We start from the raw sequence: 24,808 nt of genomic DNA, 5'->3' as shown, positions 1-24,808 counted from the left end.
AATTCGATGCAGCGCAGCATGAAAGACCACAGGTGTGATCATGGCGAAAGCAAAGTCCAAGGCGACGCTGACGATATCGTCCAAGAACTACTCTTCCTGGTCCCTGCGCGGGTGGCTCCTGTGCCGGATGGCGGGGCTGGAGTTCGAGGAGAAGGTCGTCGATCCCGATGACCCCGAGAACCGGCAGGAGCTCCTGCTGCTCGCCCCTTCGGTGCGGGTGCCGCGGCTCAGCCACAACGGTGTTGATGTCTGGGACACGCTGGCGATCGCGGGATATCTCAACGAGATCTTCCCGGACGCGGGCCTCTATCCCGACGACATCAAGGCCCGCGCGCATTGCCGGGCGGTGTCAGGCGAAATCCACTCCGGTTTCTACAACCTCCGCTCCGCCCTGCCGATGAACCTCAAGGCGCGGCACGGGGCGTTCAAGATCTTCTCCGGCGCGCGGCCCGACGTGGCCCGGGTCAAGGAGATCTGGACCGAATGCCTGTCGACCTATGGTGGGCCGTTCCTGTTCGGTGAACCGACCATCGCCGACGCCATGTGGGCGCCGGTCTGCACCCGGTTCCGGACCTACGCGGTCGAGCTGGAAAAGCCGCTGCAGGCCTATTGCGACACGATCTTCGACTGGGCGCCGATGAAGGAATGGACCGAGGCCGCGCTGGCCGAGCCCGACGAGGTTGTCGAACTCGAAGTGGAGTTCTGACGGGCGCTGCCCCCAGAACCCTACCGGTTGCGGAACTCGGGCCTGCGCTTTTCGAAGAAGGCGTCGATGGCTTCCTGCCGGTCCTCGCTCACCTGCTGCGGCCAGATGTAATCGACGAAATCGTGCTCGTTCTCGAGGTAGCGCAATTGCTGCCCGCGGTAGTGCCCGGCCTTGATCGCCTTGATGTACATCGGCGGCACCTCGAGCAGCATCTCGGCCCACCTCGTCGCCTCGTCCATCAGGTCCGCGCGCGGCACGACCTCGTTGACCATGCCGTAGCGCCAGGCCTTCTCGGCGTCGATGAAGCGGCCGCCCTTCCACGCCAGCAGCATGAATTCGAGGCTGATCTTGAACGGCATCAGCGGCACGTAGCCGATTGGGGGTATGGCGATCCCGGCCTTCGCTTCGGGAAACCCGATCACCGTATCGTCGGCGGCGATGGTCAGGTCGGTGCCGCGGATCGCATAGGAATAGGCGCCGCCCATGACATAGCCCTGGATCGCCCCGATCAGCGGCTTGAAGAGCGTCCGCCCGTTCGGCGGATAGCCCATGTGCAGGCGGTGCGGGATGCCACTGTCGTCCTTCTCCTTCAGGTCCTTGCCGACGCTGAAGTGATCGCCCCTGGCGCAGAGGATACCGACCAGCGCGTCCTCGTCCGCCTCCAGCCGCTGCCACGCGGCCTTGAGCATGTCGGCCATCTGGCCGTTCATGGCGTTGCGCACCTCGGGGCGGTTCAGGGTGACATAGGCGATGCGGTTGCGGACCTCGTAGAGGACCGGCGCGTCGGCGGTCCAGACCTCGGGGTTGTGGGCCATGTTCATGCGGATACCTCCTGTCAGGCCGGGACCTTGCCGCCCTTCGGGACGGCCTCGGTGCCGATGATGCCGCGCGCCTCCAGCCCGCGTAGGTCGGCGGGCGAAAGGCCGAGGATGCGGGTGAAGACCTCGGTGTTGTGTTCGCCCAGGGTGGGCGAGGGGTTGGTGATCGGGCAGGGCTGCCCCTCGAACCGGTAGGCGGTGCGCTGCAGCACGCTTTCGCTGACGAAGGCGCGGGGCAGGCGGGCCCAGGTGTCGCGGGCGACGAGGTTGGGATCGGTGAGCAGGGCGGGCGTGGACCGTGCGACGCCGGCGGCCAGGCCCTGCGCCTGAAGCGCGGCCATGGCTTTGTCCGCCGTGCGCCCCGCACACCAGTCCGAGATCGCGGCGTCGATGCGGTCGTGCTGCGCCCGGCGCGCTTCGACTTTCGTCAGCGCGGGATCATCCAGTCCGATCACCGGCGCCAGCCGGGTCCAGTCGCCATCGGACCGCACCGTCAGGACCAGCCAGTCATCCGTCCCGCCGCAGCGATAGGCGCCCTGCGGCGCAAAGCTGCGGTGCCTGTTGCCGGTCCGCTCCGCCAGCTGCCCGGTCGCCGATTGCTCGGTGATCCCGGCGGCGGCCAGTGTCAGCATCCCCTCGATCTGGCTGAAGCGGATGATCCGGCCCGCGCCGGTCCTCTGCCGCGCCAGAAGCCCCAGGATCATCGCGGCAGCCGCGTTGTATCCGCCGATCGGATCGCCGTAAGCATAGGCTGCCATCGCGGGTGGCCAGTCGGGCGCACCCACCAGCGTGGGCAGACCGGCCGCTTGTTCCAGCGTACCGCCATAGGCACGCGTCGCGCTCCAGTCGTTGCCGAGGCCAAAGGCCGCCATCGGCAGGATCACCAGCTTGGGGTTCGCCGCCTGCAGCACGTCATGCGAGAGGCCCAGCTTGGGCAGCACCTCGGAGGAATAGTTCTCGATGAATCCGTCCGCCCCTGCCACGAGGTCGAGCAGCAGCTGCCGCCCCTCGGGCACCGTCAGGTCCAGCGTGATGCCCCGCTTGTTGCGGTTCATCATCAGGTAGGCGTTGTTCTTCTCGTAGAGCCGGTCCTCGTAAAACGCCCGGTCCATGTGGGTGCCGCGCCACCAGTCGGGGTAGGAGCATCCTTCGACCTTGATCACCTCGGCCCCGAGGTCGGCAAGGTGCCGGGTGGCGAAGGGGCCGGCCCAGCCCATCGAGAGGTCGATGATCCGGACACCGGCAAGCGGGCGGCGGTCACCCGGCGCGCGTTGGCCAGCGGGGCGCGGCGCGGGCAGGTCGATGTAGTCGCCGTCCTGCGCCCCGGCGCGCGGTGCCGTCCCGCCTGCCAGAGGTTCCTCCGCCCCGCCAAGCCGGGCGGGCAGCACGGGGCCTTCGTATCTGGCGTCGCCGAAGCGAACGGGCACGAAGGCCCCCCGCTCACGGTGCACCTTCTGCTCCAGCAGCTGGTCCATCCGCGGCACGATCACGACCGGCAGCTTGCGTGCGTTGCAGAGCCGGAACCACGCCTCCGACGTCTTCTGCGCGATCGCGGGCTCCAGCGTCGCGTCCAGCTCGGCCGCGTTCGCCAACCTCGCATCATGGGTAGCGTAGTTCGGATGGTCCGCGATGTCGCCCAGCCCGAAGGCCTCGCACATGCCGCGCCACTGGGCGGGAGTGACGGTCGACACGCCCAGCCAGCCATCGGCGGTGCGGTAGATGCTCGACGGGTAGTGCCGTCCGAAGAGGTTCACGCCCGAGCGGCGGCGTGGCACGCCGCGGGTGGCATAGCTCATGTCCAGTTCGACCGCGTGCGCCAGGGCCTCCTGGCACGACAGCTCGATCCCGCGCCCGCCGGCGGCCCGGTCGAACAGCGCGGCCGCGGTCGGGATGAAGGCGGCAAGGCCGCAGGTCACCGCCGTCTGCGTGTCGTCGACGATCATCGGCGGGCCGTCGACGGGCCCCATCCCCTCGACCAGCCCGCCGAGCGCGCGCAGGACGGCGGGGCTGGCCTGGTGGTCGGCATAGGGTCCGCCGGTGCCGAAGGCGGTGACATGGGTGAGGATGAGGCCCGGGTGATCCGCGCGCAGGGTGTCGTGGGCCAGCCGTCCCGACAGGACATCCCGCGGCGCGCGGGCGTCGAGCAGCACGTCGCTGGCCGCGATCAGGGCCGACAGGCGCTCGGCATCCGCCGCATCGCGCCAGTCGGCGGTGATCGAGCGCTTGTTGGTGTTGGCCCATCCGAACCACGCGCTTTCGCGCGTGCCGCCGATGTCGATCCGTGGCTCCATCTGTCGCAATGGATCGCCGCCCGGTACCTCGGCCTTCACCACCTCGGCGCCGAAATCGGCGAAGAGCTTGCCGCAGTAGCTGAGCGCGCCGTCGCTGCCCAGTTCGATCACGCGGATGCCGTCGAACACGCCCATGTCACCTCTCCTCGGCTGCCGGGGGCCGGGTGTCAGGCTAGCCGCCGCGCGGCCGCGGGCAATTTCGGCCCGGCCACATCGCAGATGCATGATGCCCGCCCGCCCTTGCCCCGCCCGACACTTCGCTGCATCAAGGCGGCTGTGAGGGAGAGGGGAGAGACCTGTGATCGAGACGTTTCGCGCCATCGTCGGTGACAAGTACCTGCTGACCGGGGCCGACATGGCACCGTGGCAGACCAACGTGATGGCCAAGCCGCAGGGCACGCCGCTGGCGGTGGCCCGCCCCGCATCCACGGCCGAGGTCGCCGCGCTGGTGACGGCCTGCAACGACGTCGGGCAGCCGATCGTCCCGGCGGGCGGGCTGACCGGCCTGACTCAGGCCACCGATGCGGGCGGGGCGCTGGTGATCTCGCTCGACCGGATGAACGCGATCCGCGAGATCCGGCGCGAGGCGCGCACCGCGATGGTCGAGGCGGGCGTCGTTCTGGCCAAGCTGCACGAGGCGGTGGAGCGCGACGACCTGGTCTTTCCGGTGACCTTCGGCGCCAAGGGGTCGTGCCAGGTGGGCGGCTTCCTGTCGACCAACGCGGGCGGGTCTAACGTGCTTCGCTACGGCAACACCCGGGATCTCGTGCTGGGGGTCGAGGCGGTGCTGCCCTCGGGCGAGGTGCTGGACCTCATGACGGGGCTGCACAAGAACAACTCCGGCTACGACCTGCGCCACCTAATGATGGGGGCCGAGGGCACGCTTGGGATCATCACCGCCGCGGTGGTCAAGCTGGTGCCAAAGCCGCGTGCCTATGCCACCGCGATGCTGGCCTGCCGCGACCTGCCTTCGGCGCTGCAGATCCTGAACGCCGTGCAGCTCGACACCGGCGGCGCGGTCGAGGCCTGCGAATACATGCCCGGCGATTACGTCCGCAACTATGCCGAGATGGCACCGGGCCACGACATGCCCTTCGACGCCGATCACGACGTCAACGTGATGATGGAGATCGGGTCGACCGTGCCGCGCGACTGCGAGGCGGGGCCGGACGGCGAGGTGCCGCTGGTCGCCCGGTTCGAGGCGATCCTGGCCGGCTACCTGGAAGAGGGGCTGCTGCTGGATGCCGTCGTCGCCCGCAGCGAGGCGCAGCGCCGCGCGATGTGGGCCCGGCGCGAGGCGGCGGCCGAGGTCGCGGCGACGCGGGCGCCCCGGATCACCAACGACACCGCGGTCGAGGTCGACCGGATCGGCGAATTCCTGGCCCGCGCCGACGCGGCGCTCAAGGTGGTCGACCCCGGCGCCGACCGCTCCATCGTCGCGCATCTCGGCGACGGCAACGTGCACTACACGATCTGGCCCAGCACGACCGACCTGGCCGAACATGACCGGATCGTCGAGGCGATCGAGGATATCGTGCTGGACATGCGGGGGTCGTTCTCGGCCGAGCATGGCATCGGGATCGCCAAGCTGAACTCGATGCGCCGCCGGAAATCGCCCGTCGCGCTGGACGCGATGCGGGCGATCAAGGCGGCGCTCGATCCCAAGGGGATCATGAACCCCGGGAAACTGATCCCCTAGCGGCGCAGCCGGTGCAGCAGGTCGACCGAGGGGTAGCCGTCGGCCGGCACGCCTGCGGCCAGCTGGTAGTCGCGGATCGCGGCCTTGGTCTGCGATCCGATCCGCCCGTCGACACCGCCGGTGGAGTAACCGCGCTGCGTCAGCAGGTGCTGCAGCTCTTTCGCCTCGTCCCGTTTCAGCGACCGTTCGCCATCCGGCCAGGTGCCCGCAAAGGCCGCCGCGCCGCCGATCCGGTCGCCCAGGTGGCCGACGCCGAGGGCATAGGCGTCCGAGGCGTTGTAGCGCTTGATCACGTCGAAGTTCTTGAAGGTCAGGAAGGCGATGCCCTTGGCCCCGGCCGGCAGCAGCAGCTTGGCCGAGCCGAAATCGCCGACCGCGCGACCGCTGACGTTGACCACGCCCATGCGGGCCCAGTCCGAAGGCATGCGTTCGTCCTTGGCATGGCGGAAGTCGAAGTTGGCGGGCAGCCGCACCTCGACGCCCCAGGGCATCCCCTTGATCCAGCCGTGCTTGGCCAGGTAGGCGGCGGTCGAGGCCAGCGCGTCGGTCGGGTCGTCCGACCAGATGTCACGCCGCCCGTCGCCGGTGAAGTCGACGGCATAGGCCTGGTACGAGGTCGGGATGAACTGGGTATGCCCCATGGCCCCGGCCCAGGAGCCGGTCATCACATCCTCGGTGGTGTCGCCCGTCTGCAGGATCTGCAGCGCGGCGATCAGCTGTTCCTCGAAGAAGGCGCCGCGCCGACCCTCGTAGGCCAGCGTCGCCAGCGCCGAGATCAGGTGGGTGTCGCCCCGGTTGGTGCCGTAGTTGCTCTCCATCCCCCAGACCGCGGCGACCACGTTGCGGTCGACGCCGTAGCGATCCTCGATCGCGGCAAGCGTGGTGCGGTAGGCGGCGGCCTTGTCGCGCCCGTTGGTGACACGGGTGTCCGACACGACACGGGACAGGTAGTCGCTGACCGACCAGGTGAATTCGCTCTGGTTGCGATCGCGCTCGATCACCTTGGGCAGAAAGGCCGCGTGGCTGAAGGCCATGCCGAAGGTCCGCGCGGTGATGCCCTTGGCCATCGCGCGCTGGCGGAATTCCAGGACCCAGCGGTCGAACCCGGCATTGGCCTCGCCGGCGATGAGCACCGCGGGTTTCGCCGTAGGCGCCGCGATGGCAGGGGTCGAGGCCAGCGTCACTGGCCGGGGGCGCGGCCTGAGGCTGCGATCCAGCATGACATCCACGTCGACCGCGGTGATCGCGACCTCCGAGGTGTTGCGCGTCGCCGTCTCGCTCGCCGCGATGGCACGGGTCGCGCGGGCAAAGAGCGTCACGGTCGCGGGACGCGCCTCGGGTCTCAGACTGGTCATCGGGTCGGCGAGAAGCGGCGCGCTGAGCGCCGGAATCACCAATAGGGAGGAGAGTATCTGCCTCATGCTGCCATCACCTGCTCGGGTTCTTTTTTGTTACCGCCAGCATAGCGCGAATCGGGATTCGCCGGAAGGGTCCGATGCACGGCGGCGGTGATCTGCCGCCCCGGTGGACGCCGTGCCATGCTGACAGGGCGCTGTCGGCAGCATCGTGCTAGGCTCGCGGCAAAGGAGCGCCGATGCCCGATCCCGCCTTCCCCTCGCCGCAGGTCGCGGCCTGTTTCGACGCCGCGCCTGACCCGGCCCGGACGGGCATGCTGGCGCTCAGGCGGCTGATTTTCGATTGCGCGGCCCAGATGCCCGAGGTCGGCCGGGTCGAGGAGGCGCTGAGGTGGGGGCAGCCCGCCTACCTGACGCCCGAAACACGCGCGGGATCGACCCTGCGGATCGCGGCCACGGACGAGGGCTTTGCCCTCTACGCCCATTGCCAGACCACCATCATCGCGTCCTTTGCCGAGACCTTTCCCGGGCTAGACCGGGTCGAGGGCAATCGCGCGCTGCATTTCCGCGACGCGGGTGAGGTCGACCCGGCGCGGCACGGGCAACTGGTGCGCCACGCGCTCGGCTACCACCTGCGCAAGTAGGGCAGGCCTCAGCGCCGGTTGCGGGTGACCTTGCGCTTGGTCTTGGCGGTCTTCTTCTTGGACGCGGCGATCTTGCGGCGCACGGGGCGGTTGGTCCGGCGCGGCCCGCCGGGCAGCGCCTTGTCGTCGATCGACAGCAGCTCGAGCTCAAGGCCGCCGGTCAGAGGCACGGCCTGCGCCAGCCGCACGGTGACGCGTTGGCCGGGCTGGATCGTCAGCCCGGTGTCCGAGCCCATCAGCGTCTCGCTCTCCTTGTCGAAATGGAAGAACTCGCGCCCGATGGAGCGAATCGGGACCAGCCCGTCGGCCCCGGTCTCGTCCAGGCGGACGAAGGCGCCGAAGCGTGCCACGCCCGAGATGCGGCCGGTCATCTCGTCGCCGACGCGCTCCGAGAGGTAGGCCGCGAGGTAACGGTCGGTGGTGTCGCGTTCGGCCACCATCGACCGCCGCTCGGTGTCCGAGATGTGCTTGGCCGTGGCCTCGAGGTCCTCGATCTCTTCCGCGGTCAGCCCGTCCTTGCCCCACTTGTGGGCCGAGATCAGCGCGCGGTGCACGATCAGGTCGGAATAGCGCCGGATGGGCGAGGTGAAGTGGGCGTAGTTGGTGAGCGCGAGGCCGAAGTGACCGAAGTTCTCGGGCGAATAATAGGCCTGCGTCATCGAACGCAGGGTCGCCATGTTGATCAGTTCGGCCTGGTCCGACCCGGCCGCCTGGTCCAGCAGACTGTTCAGGTGCCGCGTCTTCAGCACCTGGCCCTTGGCGAGCGTGTAGCCCGAGGCGGCGGCGGTCTCGCGCAGCGCGTCGATCTTGTCGTCGTTCGGTTCCTCGTGGACCCGGAAGAGCAGCGGCGATTTCTTGGCGATCAGGGTCTCGGCGGCGGCGACGTTGGCCAGCACCATGAACTCCTCGATCAGCTTGTGGGCGTCCAGCCGGTCCTTGAAGTTCACGCTGGCGACGCGGCCGTCGTCGGTCAGGACGATCCGCCGTTCCGGCAGGTCGAGGTTCAGCGGCTGGCGTTCCTCCCGCGCCTGCTTGAGCGCCTTGTAGGCGTCAAAGAGCGGCGCGATCAGTTCGTCGACCAGCGGCGCGGTCTTGTCGTCGGCGGTCCCGTCCTGCGCGGCCTGCACCTGCTGGTAGGTCAGCGAGGCCACCGAGTGCATCAGCCCGCGGTGGAAGTCGTGCGCCAGCTTGTTGCCCTGCGCGTCGATCTGCATCCGCACCGCGATGCAGGCCCGCGGCACCGCCTCGTGCAGGGAGCAAAGGTCGCCCGACAGCCGGTCGGGCAGCATCGGGACAACCCGGTCGGGGAAATAGGTGGAGTTGCCGCGCTTGCGCGCCTCGTGGTCGAGCGCGGAGCCGGTGCGCACGTAATGCGCCACGTCGGCAATCGCGACCCAGAGGATATGGCCGCCGACGTTCTTGGGATCGTCGTCGGGATGGGCGTGGCAGGCGTCATCGCGGTCGCGCGCGTCCGACGGGTCGATCGTGACGAAGGGGATCTGGCGCAGATCCTCGCGGCCCTTGAGACCCGCGGGCTTCTCGGCATCCGCCTCGGCCACCACCTTGTCGGGGAAATGGTCGGGGATGCCGTGCTGGTGGATCGCGATCAGCGACACCGCCTTGGGGGCAGAGGGATCGCCCAGCCGGTCGACCACGCGGGCGCGCGGCAGGCCCATGCGGGATTTCGGCCCGGCCTGCTCCGCCTCGACCAGCTCACCGTCCTTCGCGCCCGACACCGCGCCCGGCGGCACCATCCATTCGAGGTCGGCGCCCTTGTCGATCGGCACGATGCGCCCGCCCTCGGCCCCCTTGCGGAAGATGCCGAGGATGCGGCGCGGGTTGGTGCCGATCTTGCGGATCAGCCGCGCCTCGTAGTGGTGATCGGCACCGCGTGTCTGGGTCAGGCGGGCGAGGATGCGATCCCCGGCGCCAAGCGCGGGGTCGGAATTGCGCGGCAGCACCAGGATCAGCGGCATCTTGCCCTCGCCCTGCCATTCCAGCGGGCGGGCGGTCAGGTCGCCGTTCTCGTCCGGTTCGTTGACCTGCAGGACCGAAACCGGCGGCAGGGCGTCGGGGTCGGAGTAGGTCTTCTTGCGCTTCTGCAGGTGCCCCTCGTCTTCCAACTCCTTCAGCATGCGCTTCAGGTCGATCCGTGCGGCCCCCTTGATGCCGAACGCCTTAGCGATCTCGCGCTTGGCCGAGAGGGTGGGGTGATCCGAGATCCACTGGAGGATCTCGTCCTTGGTGGGGAGGGTGCTCATGCCGCTGGACGTAGCACGGGCGCAGGGCGTCGTCACCTGATCAAATGGTGTGGCCGCCGGTCCCCACGGCCCCCCCGCGGGAGTGCACTGGGACCGATCGGGCGGGGGGCGGCGTCAGTGGGCGAGGTCTGCGGCGGTGTCGACGTCCGACAGCGTGTCGGTGAGGACTATGCGGGCGCCGGGCAGGCTGGCGAGGGTGTCGGCCAGTGCATGCGGGCTGGACCAGCGGGTGGCGCGGAAGAGCGTGGCGGGCGTGGCGGCAGTCCGGTGCAGGCCGATCAGCCAGTAGCCGCCGTCGGTGGCCGGGCCGAGGACGGCGTCGTTGCGGCCCAGCAGCGCGAAGGCGCGGGTGATGTGGCCGCGTCGGAGGCCGGGAATGTCGGCGCCGACGATGAGGAGCGGGCCCGCGGACGCGGTCCGGAACTGGCGGGCCATCCGCTGTCCGAGGTCGCCGGGACCCTGTGGCAGACGGGGCAGGTCGCGCGGCCAGTCGGCGGCGGCGAGGGTTGTGTCGGGGGCCACGGCAAGCGCCAGGTCCCACCTCGGGTCGCGCAGGTCGCGCAGCAGGCGGCGTAGGCGGTGGCGCATCCACCAGGCGGCGGGGACCATGCCGATGTCGCGGCCGAGCCGCGTCTTGACCCGGCCCGCGCGCGGCAGCTTGGCCATCACGACGACCCGTGGCCGGCGCGGCCCGGGCCGGCCGGCCGGGGTGGCGGCGTCAGCGGGCCGCCGCATCCGCGGGATCGGGCTGACGGCGCACCATGCGGACATGCGGGATGCCCGCGTCGTCGTACTCCGCACCGGTGGCGACAAAGCCGAGGCGGGCGTAGAAGGTGCGCGCATGGGTCTGGGCCGACAGCTCGATCGCGCGCAGGCCCATGGCGTCGAAGCGGGCGATGCCGTGGCGGATCATCTCGGCCCCCAGACCGGTGCCGCGATAGGCCGCCAGCACGCAGACGCGGGTGATGTGGCCGGTGCCATCGGCGTCCGTGACCAGGCGGATCGTCCCGGCGGGCGTGTCGTCGACCCAGCCCACCACGTGGATTGCACCGGCGTCGAGGTCGTCCCATTCCTCGGGGTCGGGAATGTTCTGCTCCACGACGAACACCGCGCGGCGCAGGTCGTGCGGGATGCGCAGGTCCTCGGTCTCGGTGATCCTGAGTGTCATGCGAAGTAGTCCCGCAGGATCCGGGTGTAGACCCGCTTGAGCTGTCGGATCTGGTCGACCGGCACGCGTTCGTCGACCTGGTGCATGGTCTGGCCGACAAGGCCGAACTCCACCACCGGGCAGTGATCCTTGATGAAGCGCGCGTCCGAGGTCCCGCCGGTGGTCGAGAGCACCGGGGTCACGTTGGTCTCGGCCGCCACGGCAGAGGAGACGAGATCGGAGAGGGCGCCGGGCGGGGTCAGGAACGCCTCGCCGGTGAGCGCGGTCTTCAGCGTGATCTGGACACCGGTTTCGGCGCTGACTTTGCGGGCCTCGGCGGTCATCCAGTCAGTCAGGCTCTGCCCGGTGTGGATGTCGTTGAAACGGATGTTGACCGCCGCCCGGCATTTCGCCGGGATCACGTTGGTCGCCGGGTTGCCGGTGTCGAAGGTAACGACGGCGAGGGTCGAGGGATCGAAATGATCGGTGCCTTCGTCGAGCGTGTGGGACGCGAGCCGGTCCATCAGGCGGGCCATGGCGTGGATCGGGTTCTTCGCCCGGTGCGGATAGGCCGAATGGCCCTGCACGCCCTGCGCCTCGAACCACGCCGAGATCGAGCCGCGGCGGCCGATCTTGATCATCTCGCCCATGCGTTCCGGGCAGGTCGGTTCGCCCACCAGGCAATCGGTCATCGCCTCGCCGTTCTCGCGCATCCAGTCGAGGATCGCGGTGGTCCCGTGGTGGGCCGGGCCTTCTTCGTCGCCGGTGATGGTCAGCACGATGGCACCGTCCGGGGGCGTGTCGCGGACAAAGTCGACGGCGGCGGCGGCAAAGGCCGCGACGCCGGATTTCATGTCGGTCGCGCCGCGGCCCCAGAGGATGCCGTCCTTCTCCTCGGCGCCGAAGGGATCGACGGTCCAGGCGCCGGCGTCGCCCACGGGCACCACGTCGGTGTGGCCGTTGAAGCCGAAGGTGCGGGCATGGCCCTTGGTGCCCCAGCGGGCAAAGAGGTTCGACACCTCTTCGCGGTCGCAGCGGTGGCATTCGAACCCGGCGGCGGTCAGCAGGTCGGCCAGCAGCGTCAGCGCGCCGCCTTCCTCGGGCGTGACCGAGGGGCAGCGGATCAGCTCGGCGGTCAGGCGGACGGGATCGGTCTCGGGCAGGGGGGCGGACATCGGGCGGTCTCCTTCGGCAGGCTGCGGGCGGCCGGCTCAGTGCCGGGTTTCGCCCTTCTCGTCGTAGAACGGGGTCATCTGGGCCACGATCACCGCGTTGTCGCGCAGCGCCTGCTCCATCAGTTCGCGTTCCTCGTCGGGGATGTCATGCCCCTCGGCCAGCCGTTCGTCCAGCGTGCCGTAGCCCGACACATCGAGCGGGGCGAGGTCGGCCTGCTTCAGGACCGCCACCGTCTCGCGCACTGCCTCGGCCTCGTCCACGCCGCTGGCATAGCACATCAGCGCCGCGCCGGTGGCGCCGTCGGGCAGGCCGTCGCCCGCCTTGCGGCCGACCTCGACCAGCAGGGTATAGACCTTCTGCTGCCGCGCCTTCTGTTTCTCGCTCATGCTGGACCTCGCAACGTCGTTTCAGGCGGAGTCTCAGAAACCGCCCGCCCTGTCCAGACGGAGTGTGACCCGATTGCACAAGTGCCCCTGCATTTTCGCAAGCCCGGTTTGGCATCGTTGCGGGTGACGCGAATTGGCGTCATTTAGAACGCATATCCAAGAAACAGGTTTTGTCATGCGTTTGCTGGGGCTTGCGTCTCTGTTGTGTCTGTCCGCCTGCGTCGAAGGCGACATCGCGCTGGAATTCACCGACACCGACCACGTGGTAAGCCGGTCGGCGATCCACCTGTCGCATCCGGCCATCACCCGGCTGGGCGTGGCGCCCGCCGCGCTCTGCGGTGCCGGCCGGGTCGAGGAGACGGCCGAGGGTCATGTCTGCTTCGGCACGGCGCGGGGCGATGTCGACACGCTGATGGCGGGGCTGGTGGACCTGGGCGGCATCGGCGGAGAGGTCGACCTGTCCGAGGCGCTGACCGTCCGCCGCCTGGGCAGCGACCGCCTGCGCGTCAGCCTGGACATCGAGGCGCTGGTCATGGCCTACCGCGCGGCCGATCCCGGGATGCTGGGGGCGATGCTGGCGCGGCAGGCATCGCATGGCGCGTCCGGCACGCTGGTCATCCGGCTGCGGGCGGCGGATATCGTCGGCACCACCGGGGGCGTGTCCGTGGACGGGCGCGAGGCCTTCGTCGCGATCCCGGCCGCGCTCTTCACCGAGGCCGACCCGGATTTCGGCGGTCCGTTCATCACGGTTCTGGAACTGCGCGAAGGCTGCACCTTCGGGCTGTTCTGCGAATGACCTGTCCGGCCCGGCCGCCGGGGACCGGCGACCGGGCCGGGACGGTCAGGCGCGCTTGATCGCGCGGTAGCCGCCGATCAGGATGCAGGCGCCGATCACGCCGACGATCAGCTGGCCGATCCAGCCGCCCAGCGTCGCGCCCAACAGGGCGACGAGGATGAAGTTCAGCACCACCGCGCCGACGATGCCGAGGATGATGTTGGTGAGGAGGCTGTGGTCGCCCCCCATAATCTTTTCCGCGATCCATCCGGCAAGTGCGCCGACGATGATGGCCGCGATCCAGCCCAGTCCTTCCATGTGTTTTCCTTCCCGATCAGAAACATGCCCCCCGTGGGGCCGTGTCGGGACAACACGTCCGGGCGGCGCGCGGTTCCCGCGGGCCGCGGCGCGGGCTCAGGACCAGGCGTCGGCGGTGCCGCAGACCTTGCCCTTGGAGGTCAGCGCGCTCAGCGCGACCTTGTGCACGATCTCGCTCGGGGCGGTGCAGAGCTCTCCGATGACGCGGGGGGCGTAGGGATCGGCGTCGCGGGACATGGCGGTGAAGACGACGCAGTTCTGGGTCATCATCCCGCAGATCAGCACCTCGTCGATGTCGGCCAGGTGGTCGGAAAGGTCGGTGTCCTGGAAGGCGTCTGCGACCTGCTTGACCACCACCGGCGCGTCGCCCGCCGCGGCGCGGATGGCGGGACGGATCTCGGCCCCGGTGCTGCCGGTCGCGAACAGGCCCTGTTTTGCAGGCGAGACATGCTGGACGAGGATCACCCGGTCACCGGCCGACCGCGCCTTGCCGATCGCCGCGACGATGCCCGCCTCGACCGTCTCGGCCTGGTGGAGCGGCAGGACGCCGCCCTCGAAATAGTCGTTCTGGATGTCGATGACGATGAGGGCTCGGGCCATGCGCTTTGCTCCGCGATAGTGTCGGCGCCCCGTGGCGCGCGGTGGAGCAAAGTCTTTGCACGGCTCGCGACACCGGGCAAGGGCGGGCAGGGCCGTGCGGCCCCGCCCCGTAGCGCGTCGATTCAGTCGCGCAGCAGTTCGTTCACGCCGGTCTTTGCGCGGGTCTTCTCGTCCACCGTCTTGACGATGACGGCGCAGTAGAGGTTCACGCCGTTCTTCGAGGGAAGCGAGCCCGAGACGACGACCGAGTAGGGCGGCACTTCGCCGTAGAAGACCTCGCCCGTCTCGCGGTTGAAGATCTTGGTCGACTGGCCGAGGAAGACGCCCATGCCCAGCACCGAGCCTTCGCGGACGATCACGCCCTCGACCACCTCGGACCGGGCGCCGATGAAGCAGTTGTCCTCGATGATGGTCGGGTTGGCCTGCATCGGTTCCAGCACGCCGCCGATGCCGACGCCGCCCGAGAGGTGCACGTCCTTGCCGATCTGCGCGCAGGAGCCGACGGTCGCCCAGGTGTCGACCATCGTGCCCTCGTCGACATAGGCGCCGAGATTCACGAAGGACGGCATCAGCACCACGTTCTTCGCGATGTAGGCGGACTTGCGGACGACGCAGTTCGGCACCGCGCGGAAGCCGGCGGCGCGCCACTGGTTGTCGCCCCAGCCGGCGAACTTGCTGTCCACCTTGTCCCACCAGCCGCCGCCCTGCGGGCCGCCCGACTGCTGTTCCATGTCCTTGAGGCGGAAGCCCAGCAGGACCGCCTTCTTGGCCCACTGGTGCACGGTCCAGTTGCCGTCGGCGCCCTTCTCGGCGACGCGCAGCGCACCGCTGTCCAGCGCGTTCAGCGTGTCCTCGATCGCCTCGCGGGTCTCGCCGGTGGTGGCGGGGGTGATCTTGTCGCGGGCGTCCCACGCGGCTTCGATGGCGGTTTCAAGCTGGGCGAGGTTCATCGGCGGCTCCTGGGGCTCAAGTGTCGCGGGGGTCATAGCCGCCCCTGACGTTAGGTGCAATCGCGTGTCGTGCTGGCCTGTCGGGGCCGGGCGGGGTAGGCAGGGGGCAAGAACAGGAGGCCGCCATGACCGAAGAGCGCCACACCCCCTTCCGCGATGCGCACAGCGACATCACCACCGCGCGGGACGTGCCCGACACGCCGCAGACCCGCGCCCCGGCCTATCGCCTGGCCTTTGCCGACGATGCGTTCCTGTGCCGGGACGAACTGCGCCCGGTGCGGCTGCAGCTCGAGCTGCTGAAACCGCAGATGGTGCTGGACGAACGCGGCGTCGCCTCGACCGTGGTGCTGTTCGGCGGCGCCCGGATCCCCGCGCCCGACCAGCGCGAGACCGCGCGCACGCCGGTGCTGGCCGAGCTGAGCCAATACTATGACGAAGCACGGAAATTCGCCGCGAAGATCACCGAGAAGTCGCTTGAATCCTACGGCCGCGAATGGGTGATCTGCACCGGCGGCGGCCCCGGCGTGATGGAGGCGGGCAACCGCGGGGCGGATGATGCGGGGGGCAGTCGATCGGGTTGAACATCGTGTTGCCGCACGAGCAGGCGCCGAACGAATGGGTGACGCCGGACCTGTGCTTCAACTTCCACTACTTCGCGATCCGCAAGATGCATTTCCTGATGCGGGCGCGGGCGATCTGCATCTTCCCGGGCGGCTTCGGCACCCTGGACGAGATGTTCGAGGCGCTCACGCTGATCCAGACCGGGCGGATGGAGAAGGTGCCTTTCCTGTTGTTCGGAAAGGATTTCTGGCAAAAGATCATCAACTGGGAAGCGCTGGCCGAGGCCGGTACGATCTCGGCCGAGGACCTTGACCTCTTCCGGTTCGTCGAGACCGCCGAGGAGGCGCTGGAGGCGATCGAGACCTGGCCCGGCGCGGGCGAGAAACGCGCTTTCATCCCCGGGCGCGACCAGGCGCCCGAGGCCGGTTAAGGCAGCGAACGCCACGTCGGTATCGCGTCGGTATCACGTCGGTATTGCGTCGGTGTTTTTCACCGATGCGGGCGGACGGCGACGGAAACCGGCGCGCTGGGCGTGGAACGGGGCAACCAAGGCAAACGACCAAGGAGCCCCGCCATGTCCCACGATCCCAACGATCCCAACGATCCCTACGAGACCCACGACCACGACCTGGGCTTTGCGCACGACCTGCCGCGGATGGTCGGCCGGCGACGGCTGCTGGCGCTCTTTGGCGGGCTGGGGCTGGGGGCGGCGGCCGGGCTGCCGGCCGCGGCGCTCGACTGCGTGGCGCTGCCCTGGGAAACCGCCGGGCCCTACCCGGCGGACGGCAGCAACAGCCGCGCCGGGCAGGTGGTGAACGCTCTGACGCAGGAGGGGGTGATCCGCACCGACCTGCGCGCCTCGTTCGGCGGGATGGCGGGTGCGGCCGAGGGCGTGACGCTGGAGCTTGAGCTGCGGCTGGTCGACGCCGACGGCTGCACGCCGCTCGAGGGGCACGCGATCTATCTCTGGCACTGCGATGCCGAGGGGCACTATTCGCTATACGACGCGCCCGAGGCGAACTGGCTGCGCGGTGTCGGCGTGGCGGATGAGGGCGGCCACGTCCGGTTCACCACCATCGTGCCGGGTTGCTACGACGGGCGCTGGCCGCATATCCATTTCGAGGTGTTCGAGAGCGTCGCGGCGGCGGTCGGCGGCGCGGCCTCGGTCCTGACGGCGCAGATCGCGTTGCCGGAGGACCAGGCGGCCGCGCTTTACGCCGGCGATGCGCGCTATTCCAACGGGACGCGAAACCTGGGCCGGATCACCATCGCGTCGGACAACGTGTTCGGCGACAACACCGATGCCGAGGTGGCGCAGCAGACGCTGGCCATGACGGGTTCGGCGGCCGCGGGGTTTGCCGGGACGGTCACGATCCCGGTCGATTTCGACGCGGACCGGTCGGTCGGTGCCCCGCCGCCGCCGCCGGGCGGGTTCGGGACCGGGACGCCGCCGCCGCGGGAATGATCGGGACCGATGCGCGGGGGCTGTCGTTGACGTTGGCGGCGGGGCGGAACCCCGCCCTACGGTCTAGCGAAGCTTTGGGGGCCGGTCCGGGTCGCTGCCAGGGGCTTCGGGGATCTTGCGATCGACCGGTTCGACCTTGGGCAGTTCGATCCTGAGGCCGTGGCGCGCCAGAGCGGCGGAGGCCGGGTCGGAGGCGTCGAAGAAGGCCACGTCCATCTCGCCCTGGTCGATGCCCGAGAAGGTCAGCGCCTCGGACGCGGCCTTGGCCAGCGCGGATTCCGCGCCGGGGCGGGCGTCGATGAAGGCGAGCAGGTGGCCACGGCGGCCATGCTCGTCCTCGGTTCCGACCAGGTAGGCGTTGGACGCCAGGCCGCCGGCCAGCGCCAGTTTCACGTCGAGCCCTTCGAGCAAGGCATCGGGCAGACCGCCGGGCGCGTGGAAGGCGCTGATCCGGCTCTCGACCTCTTGCGGGGCGTGGCCGAGGGTCTCGGCCAGCCAGTCCACCGCCTGCGAGGGCAGCAGGATCGAGGACGGCGCAACCTCGAGGTTCACGCCGAGGCCGACGCCCTGGCCCGAAAGCATGCCCGCGATGGCGCGGCCCGACAGCGCGGCATAGGGCACCTCGCGCCCGGCAAAGGCGGCCAGCCGTTCCTCGGTGTCGAAGACGAGGATCCACTTGGCATCCGACAGCTCGAACACTTCGGGGTTCAGCCGGTCGTCGCGCGCCTCTTCGGTCAGGAGCAGGAACAGTTCGTTGTCGGCCAGCCGTTCGTAGAAACGCAGGCGGGCGGCGTCGCTGTCGGGCGCGGCCTCCATCGCCGCATGGGCGAGGTCGAGCGGGGTGTCGGTCATGCAAGCGCCTCCTGCACGCGGGTTCTGAGGACGGGGATCAGCTCGGCCTCGAACCAGGGGTTTTTCCTGAGCCACCCGGTATTGCGCCACGACGGGTGAGGCAAGGGCAGGATGCCGGGCGGCAGGTCGCGCCAGGCCCTGACGGTGTCGGTCACCGGCCCCCGTGTGCCGAGGTGCCAGCGGTGCGCGTGGCCGCCGATCAGCAGCCGCAGGCGCAGGCCCGGCAGGCTGTCCATCACCGCGCCGTGCCAGGTGTCGGCGCAGACCGGCGGCGGGGGCAGGTCGGCGCCCTTTGCGTCGTAGCCGGGAAAGCAGAAGGCCATCGGGACCACGGCGATGCGCGTCATGTCGTAGAAGGTCGCCCGGTCGATCCCCATCCAGTCGCGGAGCCGGTCGCCGGACCGGTCGTCGAATGGCTTGCCGCTTTCATGTACGCGGAGGCCCGGCGCCTGGCCCGCGATCAGCAGCCGCGCGCCGGGGCGGAACCAGGCCACCGGGCGCGGGGCATGGCGCGTCGCGGTCGCGGCGAAGCGCGGCGCGCAGAGGCGGCAGGCGCGGATCCGGTCGGGCAGGTCTGGGGCGGACATGGGAGGCAAATGTGGGGCCGCGGCGTGCGGCGGTCAACGGGGTGGCGGCGGGCGCTGGTCCCGCCCCTGCGCGGGACCGGGTGGAGCCGGGCGGGCGGGGCGCGCATCGTTGATGTTGGTGAAACCTAAGGGGGATTTGTCACGTATTGGCCGCTCTCCGCGAACAACAGGTCACAATTTCGCCCATGAAACTTGGCAGGATGTCGGGCAGCGGCCCATAGTGCCGACAGGCGCCGCAGGCGCGCGACGCGAGGCACCGCGAGAGTGTCGCAGAGCAGGATCCCGCAGACCTGATGCTCGAGTTCGAGAATGTCAGCAAGAGCTTCTGGACCGGCAGCCACCGGAAGATCATCCTCGACCGGGTGTCGTTCCGGATCGAGCGCGGGCGCAGCCTGGGCATCCTCGCGCCGAACGGCACCGGCAAGACGACCCTGATCAACATGATGTGCGGGCTGGAGAAGCCGGACGAGGGCGTGATCCGGCGCACCGCCCGGATCTCGTTCCCGCTGGGCTACATGGGGGGCGTGGTGTCGCGCCACTCGGCCTATGAGAACGCGCGTTACATCGCGCGGCTCTACGGGCTCGACCCCGAGTATGTCGAGGCCTACTGCCGCTGGCTCTGCGGGCTGGGAGAGTATTTCGACCAGCCGATCGGGACCTATTCCAGCGGCATGCGCGCGCGGTTCAGTTTCGCGCTGATGCTGGCGCTTGATTTCGACCTCTACCTGATCGACGAGGGGATGCCCGGTTCGACCGACGTGGAGTTCAACCGCAAGGCGGGGAGATCCTGCGCGAGCGGCTGGCGACGACGACGACGGTGATCGTGTCGCACCAGGCCCGCGTGCTGGAGGCCTTTGCCCGCGAGGCGGCGGTGCTGATGGACGGCAAGCTCCACCACTTCGAGACCCTTGAAGAAGCGAAGCGGCTCTATGACTACGAAACCCAAGGCTAGCAAGTTCCGCACCCGCGGCGGGGTGCCGCTGTCGAAGGTGCCGCCGGGCGAGGCCGCGGCGCCGGCGGGCGCGGTGCGTCCGGCGCCGGTGGCGCGGCCCGTGGCGGCGGAACGTGCGGTGCCGGAGGGGACGAAGGCGGCGGTGCCGGCGGCGGTGAAGGCGGCCCCTGAGGGCGCGAAGGCGGAGAGCGTGGCACGGAAACCGGCGGCGGAGGCCGGGCGCGTGGCGCGGCCGGTCGAGACGGGGGCTGTCCCCGGGGCGCGGCCCGCGGCGGTGCCGGCGCGGCCGGCGGGGATGCCGCAGAAGGCGGTGCCGGAGGCGAAGACGGGCGAGGTGGCCTCGGCCCGGGAGGTGCGGGCGGACGAGGCGATCGACGCGATCCGCCGCGAGGGGCTCACCGGGCGGCAGCTGCGCATGGCACGGCGGGTGGCGACCAAGCACGGGATCGCCGCGACCTCGGATTTCGACGCGGTGCGGCAGCTGAGGGCCAAGGGGATCGATCCGTTCGAGCCGAACAACCTGCTGGCGCTGATCCGCGAGGGCGAGGACGGGGGCGGGGCAGGTGCCACGCAAGCGGTGAACCTGCCGCAGACCCGGCCGGCGGGGGCGGGCGGAGCCTGGCGACCACCGACCTCGCCACCGTGGAGCGCAGCACGGCGGAGCGGCGGGCGGCCGAGATCGGGCAATTGCAGCAGGACCTGGCGCGGCGGCGGCGGCGGCGGATGCTGTGGCTGCTGGCGCGGGTCGGGGCCTTTGTCTTTCTCCCGACGCTGATCGCGGCATGGTACTTCGTCGCCGTGGCGACGCCGATCTATGCCACCAAGTCGGAGTTCTTCATCCTGCAGGCCGACGGACAGGGCGGCAGTTCGATGGCGGGGCTGTTCTCGGGCACGCAGTTCGCGACCAACCAGGACGCGATGGCGGTGCAGAGCTACCTGCAGTCGAAGGACGCGATGCTGCGGCTGGACCGCGACGTGGGCTTTCGCAGCCATTTCAGCCAGCCCTGGATCGACCCGATCCAGCGGCTCGCGGCCGATCCGTCGAACGAGGAAGCCTACAAGGTCTACCAGAAGCACGTGAAGATCGGCTACGACCCGACCGAGGGCGTGATCCGGATGGAGGTCTCGGCCGCCGATCCGCAGGTCGCGGCGCAGTTCAACGAGAACCTGATCGCCTATGCCGAGGAGCGGGTGGACGAGTTGAGCCGGCGCAAGCGCGAGGACAGCATGGCCACCGCGCGCGAGAACCTCGACCGGGCCAAGGCCGAGCGGCGCGCGGCGCAGGAACGGCTGGTCACATTGCAGGAGGGCACGGTGGTCGACCCCGAGGGGATCATCGCGGGGCTGCGGCTGCAGATCAACAATTACGAGGTGCAGCTGAACGAGAAGGAGCTGCAGTTGGCCGCGCTGCTGGACAACGCCCGGCCCAACGCCGCCCGGGTCGAGGGCGCGCGGGGCGACGTGGCGCGGCTGCAGGCGCTGCTGGCCGACCTGAACGCGCGGATGACCGAGGCGACGCAGGGCGAGCGATCGCTGGCCGCCAAGGCGGCCGAGATCCAGATGGCGCAGGCCGACCTCGCCACCGCCGACCTGTTCCTGCAATCGGCGCTGCAGAACGAGAAGACGACCGAGCTGGAGGCGAACCGGCAGGTGCGGTACCTGACCACCAGCGTGCGCCCGGTGGCGCCCGAGGACCCTTCGTATCCGCGCGCCTTCGAGGACACGATGCTGGCCTTCCTGATCTTTGCCGGCATCTACCTGATGGCCAGCCTGACCGCGTCGATCCTGCGCGAACAGGTGTCGTCCTGACATGAGGCCACACGACGGGCGGCGCGTGTCGCGGCGCGGTCGCCGCGCAAATCGGCACGCCCTGCGCGAAACACCGCGCGGAACGCGGGAACGGTTCCAACATGCCGCCGTTACAGGATAAGGATAACGTCGGGCCCGGTTCGGCCCGGCCGAACGAGACGTTCAGACAGAGAGAGATTGCCCCGTGACCAAACCGATTACCGAGGTGACCCCCAATACCTGGGACTTCCTGCGCGACCCGATGATCACGCCGACCGGTTTCCGCGAATACGACGCGCGCTGGAAGTACCCCGACGAGATCAACCTGCCCGGCATGACGGCGCTGGGCCTCGGCATCGGCACGCAGATGCACAAGCGCGGGATCGACCCGGTCATCGCGGTCGGCAACGACTACCGCGACTATTCGCTGGCCATCAAGAACGCGCTGATCCTCGGGCTGATGCAGGCGGGCGTGCAGGTCAAGGACATCGGGCCCTGCATCACGCCGATGGCCTACTTCAGCTCGTTCCACCTGGGTGTGCCGGGGGTGGCGATGGTCACCGCGAGCCACAACCCGAACGGCTGGACCGGGGTGAAGATGGGCTTTGCCATGCCGCTGACCCACGGTCCGGAGGAGATGGGCGAGCTGAAGGAGATCGTGCTCGAGGGCAAGGGCGAGGCCCGGCCCGGCGGATCCTACGAGTTCGTCGAGGGCGTCTGGGACGCCTACATGGACGACCTCGTCGGCGATTTCAAAATGACCCGGAAGCTCAAGGTCGTCTGCGCGACCGGCAACGGGACGGCGTCGGCCTATGCGCCCGCGCTCTTCGAGCGGATGGGGGTCGAGGTGGTGGCGTCGCACAACGCGCTCGACTACACCTTCCCGCACTACAACCCGAACCCCGAGGCGATGGAAATGCTCCACGACATGGCGGATTCGGTGAAGGCCTCGGGCGCGGATTTCGCGCTGGGCTTTGACGGGGACGGCGACCGCTGCGGCGTGGTGGACGACGAGGGCGAGGAGATCTTTGCCGACAAGGTGGGCGTGATCATGGCCCGCGACCTGTCGAAGATTTACCCTGGCTCGACCTTCGTGGCGGATGTGAAATCGACCGGCCTTTTCGCCAGCGATCCCGAGCTGAAGGCCAACGGCGTGAAGGCGGATTACTGGAAGACCGGGCATTCCCACATGAAGCGCCGGGTGCACGAGCTGGGCGCGTTGGCGGGGTTCGAGAAGTCGGGCCACTACTTCATGGCCGAGCCGGTGGGGCGTGGCTATGACGACGGGATGCGCGTCGCGGTCGAGATCTGCAAGCTGATGGACCGCAACCCGGACATGAAGATGTCGGACCTGCGCAAGGCGCTGCCCAAGACCTGGTCGACGCCGACCATGTCGCCCTACGCGGCGGATACCGAGAAATACGACATCCTCGAGCGGTTGGTGCAGAAGCTGGTCGCCAAGGGCGAGGCCGGGGACCAGTTCGCCGGTCGGGCCATCAAGGAGGTCGTGACGGTGAACGGCGCGCGGGTGATCCTCGACAACGGGTCCTGGGGGCTGGTGCGGGCGTCGTCCAACACGCCGAACCTCGTTGTGGTGTGCGAGAGCTCGGAGAGCGAGGCGGAGCTGCGCGCGATCTTCAAGGAGATCGACGACGTGATCCGGACCGAGCCGGCGGTCGGGGAGTACGACCAGACGTTCTGACCAGGCGCGCGCCGGGGTGCGCGTGGCCGGAGAGGTTGGCGGCGGGGCCGGGAGGCTCCGCCGTTTTCGTTTTGTGGGGGGTGCTCCGGGTGCCGGGGGCGGTGCGTGCGGAGCACGCACCCTACGGTGGCGTGATGTGGACGCGTTTTGCGTGGCGTGGTGCGGGCGTGTTTTGCGTGGGGCGGGGCGGTGGCGTTTTGCGAGGTGGCGCGGCGTGTTTGGTCGGCGGCGGGATGGGTCGCGTAGGGTGCGTGCTCTGCACGCACCGCCCGATATCGAGATTGCGGTGTAGGGTGCGTGCTCGGCACGCACCGGACCCCCCTCACCCGCAGATCGTGTAGACCAGCGGCCCGGGCATCGCGTCCGGCCCGGTGTCGACCCGCGTCAACGTGCGGCCGTCCGGGCCGAGCACGAGGTCGATCTGCACCTGCCATGTCATGCCCTCGCCGGTGAAGGCGAAGTCGCCGGAGAGCTGGCCGGGCCCGGTCGTCGTGCCCTGCACCAGCCGCGCCCGGGATTCGTAGAAGGCGAGCGTGTCGGGGGCGACGGTCATCAGCCCCTTGGCGTCGGCGCGGCCCGGCGTGCAGTCGTTCGCGGTGAGGCCCCAGCGGCCGTGCATGGCCTCGGGGATCGACGCGGTCGGTTGCGATGGCGTGGCAGCCGGCAGGCAGGCGGCGAGGACAAGCGGCAGGGTCAGGATGGCGGATCGGGTCATGGCGGCCTCGGGTGGTTTCGGCCGGGGACAACGTGGCGGGCGGGCGCGGGTTCCGGCGGCGCGGGGCGTGTCGGGTGGTGCGTGCGGAGCACGCACCCTACGAGCGGAAGAGCTTGGTCGCCGAGAACATCTGTTCCAGCGCCTCGATCCGGTCCTTGGCGCTGTCCCAGCTGGCCGCCTGGACCTCGGCGATCAGCGCCTCGACGAGCAGCATCAGGGCGATGGTGGAATCCCAGGACGAAGGCGCCTCGACCGGCGCGTTGAAGACGTGTTCGGCGACCGACGAGATCGGCGAGCCCCACTGGTCGGTGAAGAGCACCACAGTCGCGCCGCGGGCGCGGACCAGTTCGGCGAGCCGCTGGAGGTCGGCCTCGTACCGGCGGATGTCGAAGAGGACCAGCACCGTCTCGGGGCCCATGTCGAGGATGTACTGCGGCCAGACGTTCGCGCTCTGCGACAGGAGGGTGACGTCGGGGCGGATGATCTGCAGGTGGTTGAAGAGGTAGTCGGCGTTCGACCGGGTGATCCGGCCGCCGGCGATGTGGATCTTGCGCGCGGGGTCCGACAGCAGGGCGGCGACGCGGTCGAAGCCCTCGGGGTCGATCCGGTCGAGGGTCATGCGCAGGTTGGCGGTGACGGCGGCGGCGAAGCGGTTGAGGACATGGCCCTCGTCGCCGCCGGCGGTCCAGGCCTCGCGCCGGGCGATGGGTTCACGGATCTGGGCGGCGGCCTCTTCGCGGAGCGCGTCCTGCAGGGCGGGAAAGCCGTCGAAGCCCAGCTTGCGGGCCATGCGGATCACGGTGGGGGTCGAGACGCCGGCGGCGGCGGCGAGGCGGGTGACCGATTGCAGCCCGGCGACCGGGTAGTCCTTGAGCAGCACGTTCGCCAGCTGCCGCTCGGAGGCGGTGAGCTCGGCCCGCAGGGCGTGGATGCGGTCCTTGACGATGGGGGCGGCCTTGGTCATGGGCGGTTGCTAGCAATTCCTACAGGGATGTGGCTCTCTGTAGCAAAGACTACAAATTGATCGTTGACAAGGGCTTGGGGCGCGGGTCACCTGAAT

Annotated in this window: 21 protein-coding genes and 3 pseudogenes; 9 read left to right on the top strand and 15 right to left on the bottom strand. The window is 69.6% G+C overall.

The annotated features are described in order from the left end of the window. The first annotated feature begins 40 nt into the window (after positions 1 to 40). A complete protein-coding gene (locus ACE2AC_RS10955; RefSeq protein WP_375687027.1) occupies positions 41 to 706 on the top strand; it encodes a glutathione S-transferase family protein in 666 nt (221 codons plus the stop codon). A 20-nt stretch (positions 707 to 726) separates the two neighbouring features. Here ACE2AC_RS10955 and ACE2AC_RS10950 read toward each other — a convergent pair whose 3' ends face one another. Both ACE2AC_RS10950 and ACE2AC_RS10945 read right to left on the bottom strand, forming a co-directional pair. Next, positions 727 to 1,527, bottom strand: coding sequence for an enoyl-CoA hydratase/isomerase family protein (locus ACE2AC_RS10950; protein WP_375687026.1), 801 nt, complete (start codon positions 1,525 to 1,527; stop codon positions 727 to 729). 14 nt (positions 1,528 to 1,541) lie between these two features. Next, positions 1,542 to 3,950, bottom strand: a complete 2,409-nt coding sequence (locus ACE2AC_RS10945; protein WP_375687025.1) for a CaiB/BaiF CoA transferase family protein — start codon at positions 3,948 to 3,950, stop codon at positions 1,542 to 1,544. A gap of 163 nt (positions 3,951 to 4,113) precedes the next feature. Here ACE2AC_RS10945 and ACE2AC_RS10940 point away from each other — a divergent pair, with 163 nt between their 5' ends. Continuing rightward, positions 4,114 to 5,514 carry an FAD-binding oxidoreductase gene (locus ACE2AC_RS10940; protein ID WP_375687024.1) on the top strand — a complete coding sequence of 467 codons (1,401 nt, stop codon included), beginning with the start codon at positions 4,114 to 4,116 and terminating at the stop codon, positions 5,512 to 5,514. Here ACE2AC_RS10940 and ACE2AC_RS10935 read toward each other — a convergent pair. Continuing rightward, positions 5,511 to 6,869, bottom strand: a complete 1,359-nt coding sequence (locus ACE2AC_RS10935) for a lytic murein transglycosylase (protein WP_375687023.1) — start codon at positions 6,867 to 6,869, stop codon at positions 5,511 to 5,513. The two genes, ACE2AC_RS10940 and ACE2AC_RS10935, sit on opposite strands and share 4 nt — an antisense overlap. A 239-nt stretch (positions 6,870 to 7,108) precedes the next feature. Here ACE2AC_RS10935 and ACE2AC_RS10930 point away from each other — a divergent pair, with 239 nt between their 5' ends. Then, the gene (locus ACE2AC_RS10930) at positions 7,109 to 7,513 is read left to right on the top strand and encodes a DUF1801 domain-containing protein (RefSeq protein WP_375687022.1); all 405 of its coding nucleotides are present in this window, start codon (positions 7,109 to 7,111) and stop codon (positions 7,511 to 7,513) included. A gap of 8 nt (positions 7,514 to 7,521) precedes the next feature. Here the strand turns inward: ACE2AC_RS10930 and rnr are convergent, their stop codons facing one another. The 5 genes from rnr to ACE2AC_RS10905 form a co-directional block, all read right to left on the bottom strand. Next, positions 7,522 to 9,774, bottom strand: a complete 2,253-nt coding sequence (gene rnr, locus ACE2AC_RS10925) for a ribonuclease R (RefSeq protein ID WP_375687021.1) — start codon at positions 9,772 to 9,774, stop codon at positions 7,522 to 7,524. A 114-nt stretch (positions 9,775 to 9,888) separates the two neighbouring features. Beyond that, the gene (locus ACE2AC_RS10920) at positions 9,889 to 10,440 is read right to left on the bottom strand and encodes a TIGR04282 family arsenosugar biosynthesis glycosyltransferase (RefSeq protein WP_375687020.1); all 552 of its coding nucleotides are present in this window, start codon (positions 10,438 to 10,440) and stop codon (positions 9,889 to 9,891) included. Positions 10,441 to 10,492: 52 nt separating this feature from the next. Then, a complete protein-coding gene (locus ACE2AC_RS10915; protein WP_375687019.1) occupies positions 10,493 to 10,942 on the bottom strand; it encodes a GNAT family N-acetyltransferase in 450 nt (149 codons plus the stop codon). Further along, positions 10,939 to 12,096: a succinyl-diaminopimelate desuccinylase gene (dapE, locus tag ACE2AC_RS10910; RefSeq protein WP_375687018.1), complete on the bottom strand. Its 1,158-nt coding sequence runs from the start codon at positions 12,094 to 12,096 to the stop codon at positions 10,939 to 10,941. Before dapE ends, ACE2AC_RS10915 begins: the two co-directional genes overlap by 4 nt. Before the next feature lie 36 nt (positions 12,097 to 12,132). Then, complete coding sequence (locus ACE2AC_RS10905) at positions 12,133 to 12,483, bottom strand: hypothetical protein (protein WP_375687017.1); 351 nt, start codon at positions 12,481 to 12,483, stop codon at positions 12,133 to 12,135. Positions 12,484 to 12,685: 202 nt separating this feature from the next. Between ACE2AC_RS10905 and ACE2AC_RS10900 the strand changes: the two genes are divergently transcribed. Beyond that, on the top strand, positions 12,686 to 13,279 hold the full coding sequence (locus ACE2AC_RS10900; RefSeq protein WP_375687016.1) for a hypothetical protein: 594 nt from the start codon (positions 12,686 to 12,688) through the stop codon (positions 13,277 to 13,279). Positions 13,280 to 13,324: 45 nt separating this feature from the next. Here the strand turns inward: ACE2AC_RS10900 and ACE2AC_RS10895 are convergent, their stop codons facing one another. The 3 genes from ACE2AC_RS10895 to dapD form a co-directional block, all read right to left on the bottom strand. Next, positions 13,325 to 13,576 (bottom strand): GlsB/YeaQ/YmgE family stress response membrane protein, encoded by a 252-nt coding sequence (locus ACE2AC_RS10895; RefSeq protein WP_375687015.1) that lies wholly within the window; start codon positions 13,574 to 13,576, stop codon positions 13,325 to 13,327. 96 nt (positions 13,577 to 13,672) lie between these two features. After that, the gene (locus ACE2AC_RS10890) at positions 13,673 to 14,176 is read right to left on the bottom strand and encodes an isochorismatase family protein (RefSeq protein WP_375687014.1); all 504 of its coding nucleotides are present in this window, start codon (positions 14,174 to 14,176) and stop codon (positions 13,673 to 13,675) included. Positions 14,177 to 14,298: 122 nt separating this feature from the next. Next, positions 14,299 to 15,126 carry a 2,3,4,5-tetrahydropyridine-2,6-dicarboxylate N-succinyltransferase gene (gene dapD / locus ACE2AC_RS10885; protein ID WP_375687013.1) on the bottom strand — a complete coding sequence of 276 codons (828 nt, stop codon included), beginning with the start codon at positions 15,124 to 15,126 and terminating at the stop codon, positions 14,299 to 14,301. A gap of 125 nt (positions 15,127 to 15,251) precedes the next feature. Between dapD and ACE2AC_RS10880 the strand changes: the two are divergent. Together ACE2AC_RS10880 and ACE2AC_RS10875 are read left to right on the top strand one after the other, a co-directional pair. Further along, a pseudogene (locus tag ACE2AC_RS10880) lies at positions 15,252 to 16,117 on the top strand (TIGR00730 family Rossman fold protein). 144 nt (positions 16,118 to 16,261) lie between these two features. After that, positions 16,262 to 17,152 (top strand): hypothetical protein, encoded by an 891-nt coding sequence (locus ACE2AC_RS10875; protein ID WP_375687012.1) that lies wholly within the window; start codon positions 16,262 to 16,264, stop codon positions 17,150 to 17,152. Positions 17,153 to 17,215: 63 nt separating this feature from the next. On the opposite strand, the gene ACE2AC_RS10870 is transcribed toward ACE2AC_RS10875, so the two are convergent. Further along, entirely contained in the window at positions 17,216 to 18,004 is a 789-nt protein-coding gene (locus ACE2AC_RS10870; RefSeq protein WP_375687011.1) for an SseB family protein, read from the bottom strand. Next, positions 18,001 to 18,591, bottom strand: a complete 591-nt coding sequence (locus ACE2AC_RS10865; RefSeq protein ID WP_375687010.1) for a uracil-DNA glycosylase family protein — start codon at positions 18,589 to 18,591, stop codon at positions 18,001 to 18,003. The genes ACE2AC_RS10870 and ACE2AC_RS10865 overlap by 4 nt, the downstream gene beginning before the upstream one ends. A gap of 293 nt (positions 18,592 to 18,884) precedes the next feature. On the opposite strand from ACE2AC_RS10865, the pseudogene ACE2AC_RS10860 reads away from it, so the two are divergent. From ACE2AC_RS10860 to ACE2AC_RS10850, 3 genes and pseudogenes are all read left to right on the top strand, one after another. Next, positions 18,885 to 19,543 (top strand): annotated as a pseudogene (locus ACE2AC_RS10860) (ABC transporter ATP-binding protein). Further along, positions 19,521 to 21,352, top strand: a pseudogene (locus tag ACE2AC_RS10855) (capsule biosynthesis protein). The pseudogenes ACE2AC_RS10860 and ACE2AC_RS10855 overlap by 23 nt, the downstream one beginning before the upstream one ends. A 184-nt stretch (positions 21,353 to 21,536) precedes the next feature. Then, complete coding sequence (locus ACE2AC_RS10850) at positions 21,537 to 23,033, top strand: phosphomannomutase/phosphoglucomutase (RefSeq protein ID WP_375687009.1); 1,497 nt, start codon at positions 21,537 to 21,539, stop codon at positions 23,031 to 23,033. Between the two features lie 322 nt (positions 23,034 to 23,355). Here ACE2AC_RS10850 and ACE2AC_RS10845 read toward each other — a convergent pair whose 3' ends face one another. Together ACE2AC_RS10845 and ACE2AC_RS10840 are read right to left on the bottom strand one after the other, a co-directional pair. Beyond that, positions 23,356 to 23,748 carry a hypothetical protein gene (locus tag ACE2AC_RS10845; protein ID WP_375687008.1) on the bottom strand — a complete coding sequence of 131 codons (393 nt, stop codon included), beginning with the start codon at positions 23,746 to 23,748 and terminating at the stop codon, positions 23,356 to 23,358. A 97-nt stretch (positions 23,749 to 23,845) separates the two neighbouring features. After that, complete coding sequence (locus tag ACE2AC_RS10840; protein ID WP_375687007.1) at positions 23,846 to 24,712, bottom strand: MurR/RpiR family transcriptional regulator; 867 nt, start codon at positions 24,710 to 24,712, stop codon at positions 23,846 to 23,848. Positions 24,713 to 24,808: the final 96 nt, after the last annotated feature.

Origin of the sequence: Pseudooceanicola sp. LIPI14-2-Ac024, from assembly GCF_042188925.1 — a bacterium.
In the GTDB taxonomy this organism is placed as follows: Bacteria; Pseudomonadota; Alphaproteobacteria; order Rhodobacterales; family Rhodobacteraceae; genus Pseudooceanicola.
This window is presented reverse-complemented; position numbering and strand designations above follow the sequence as displayed.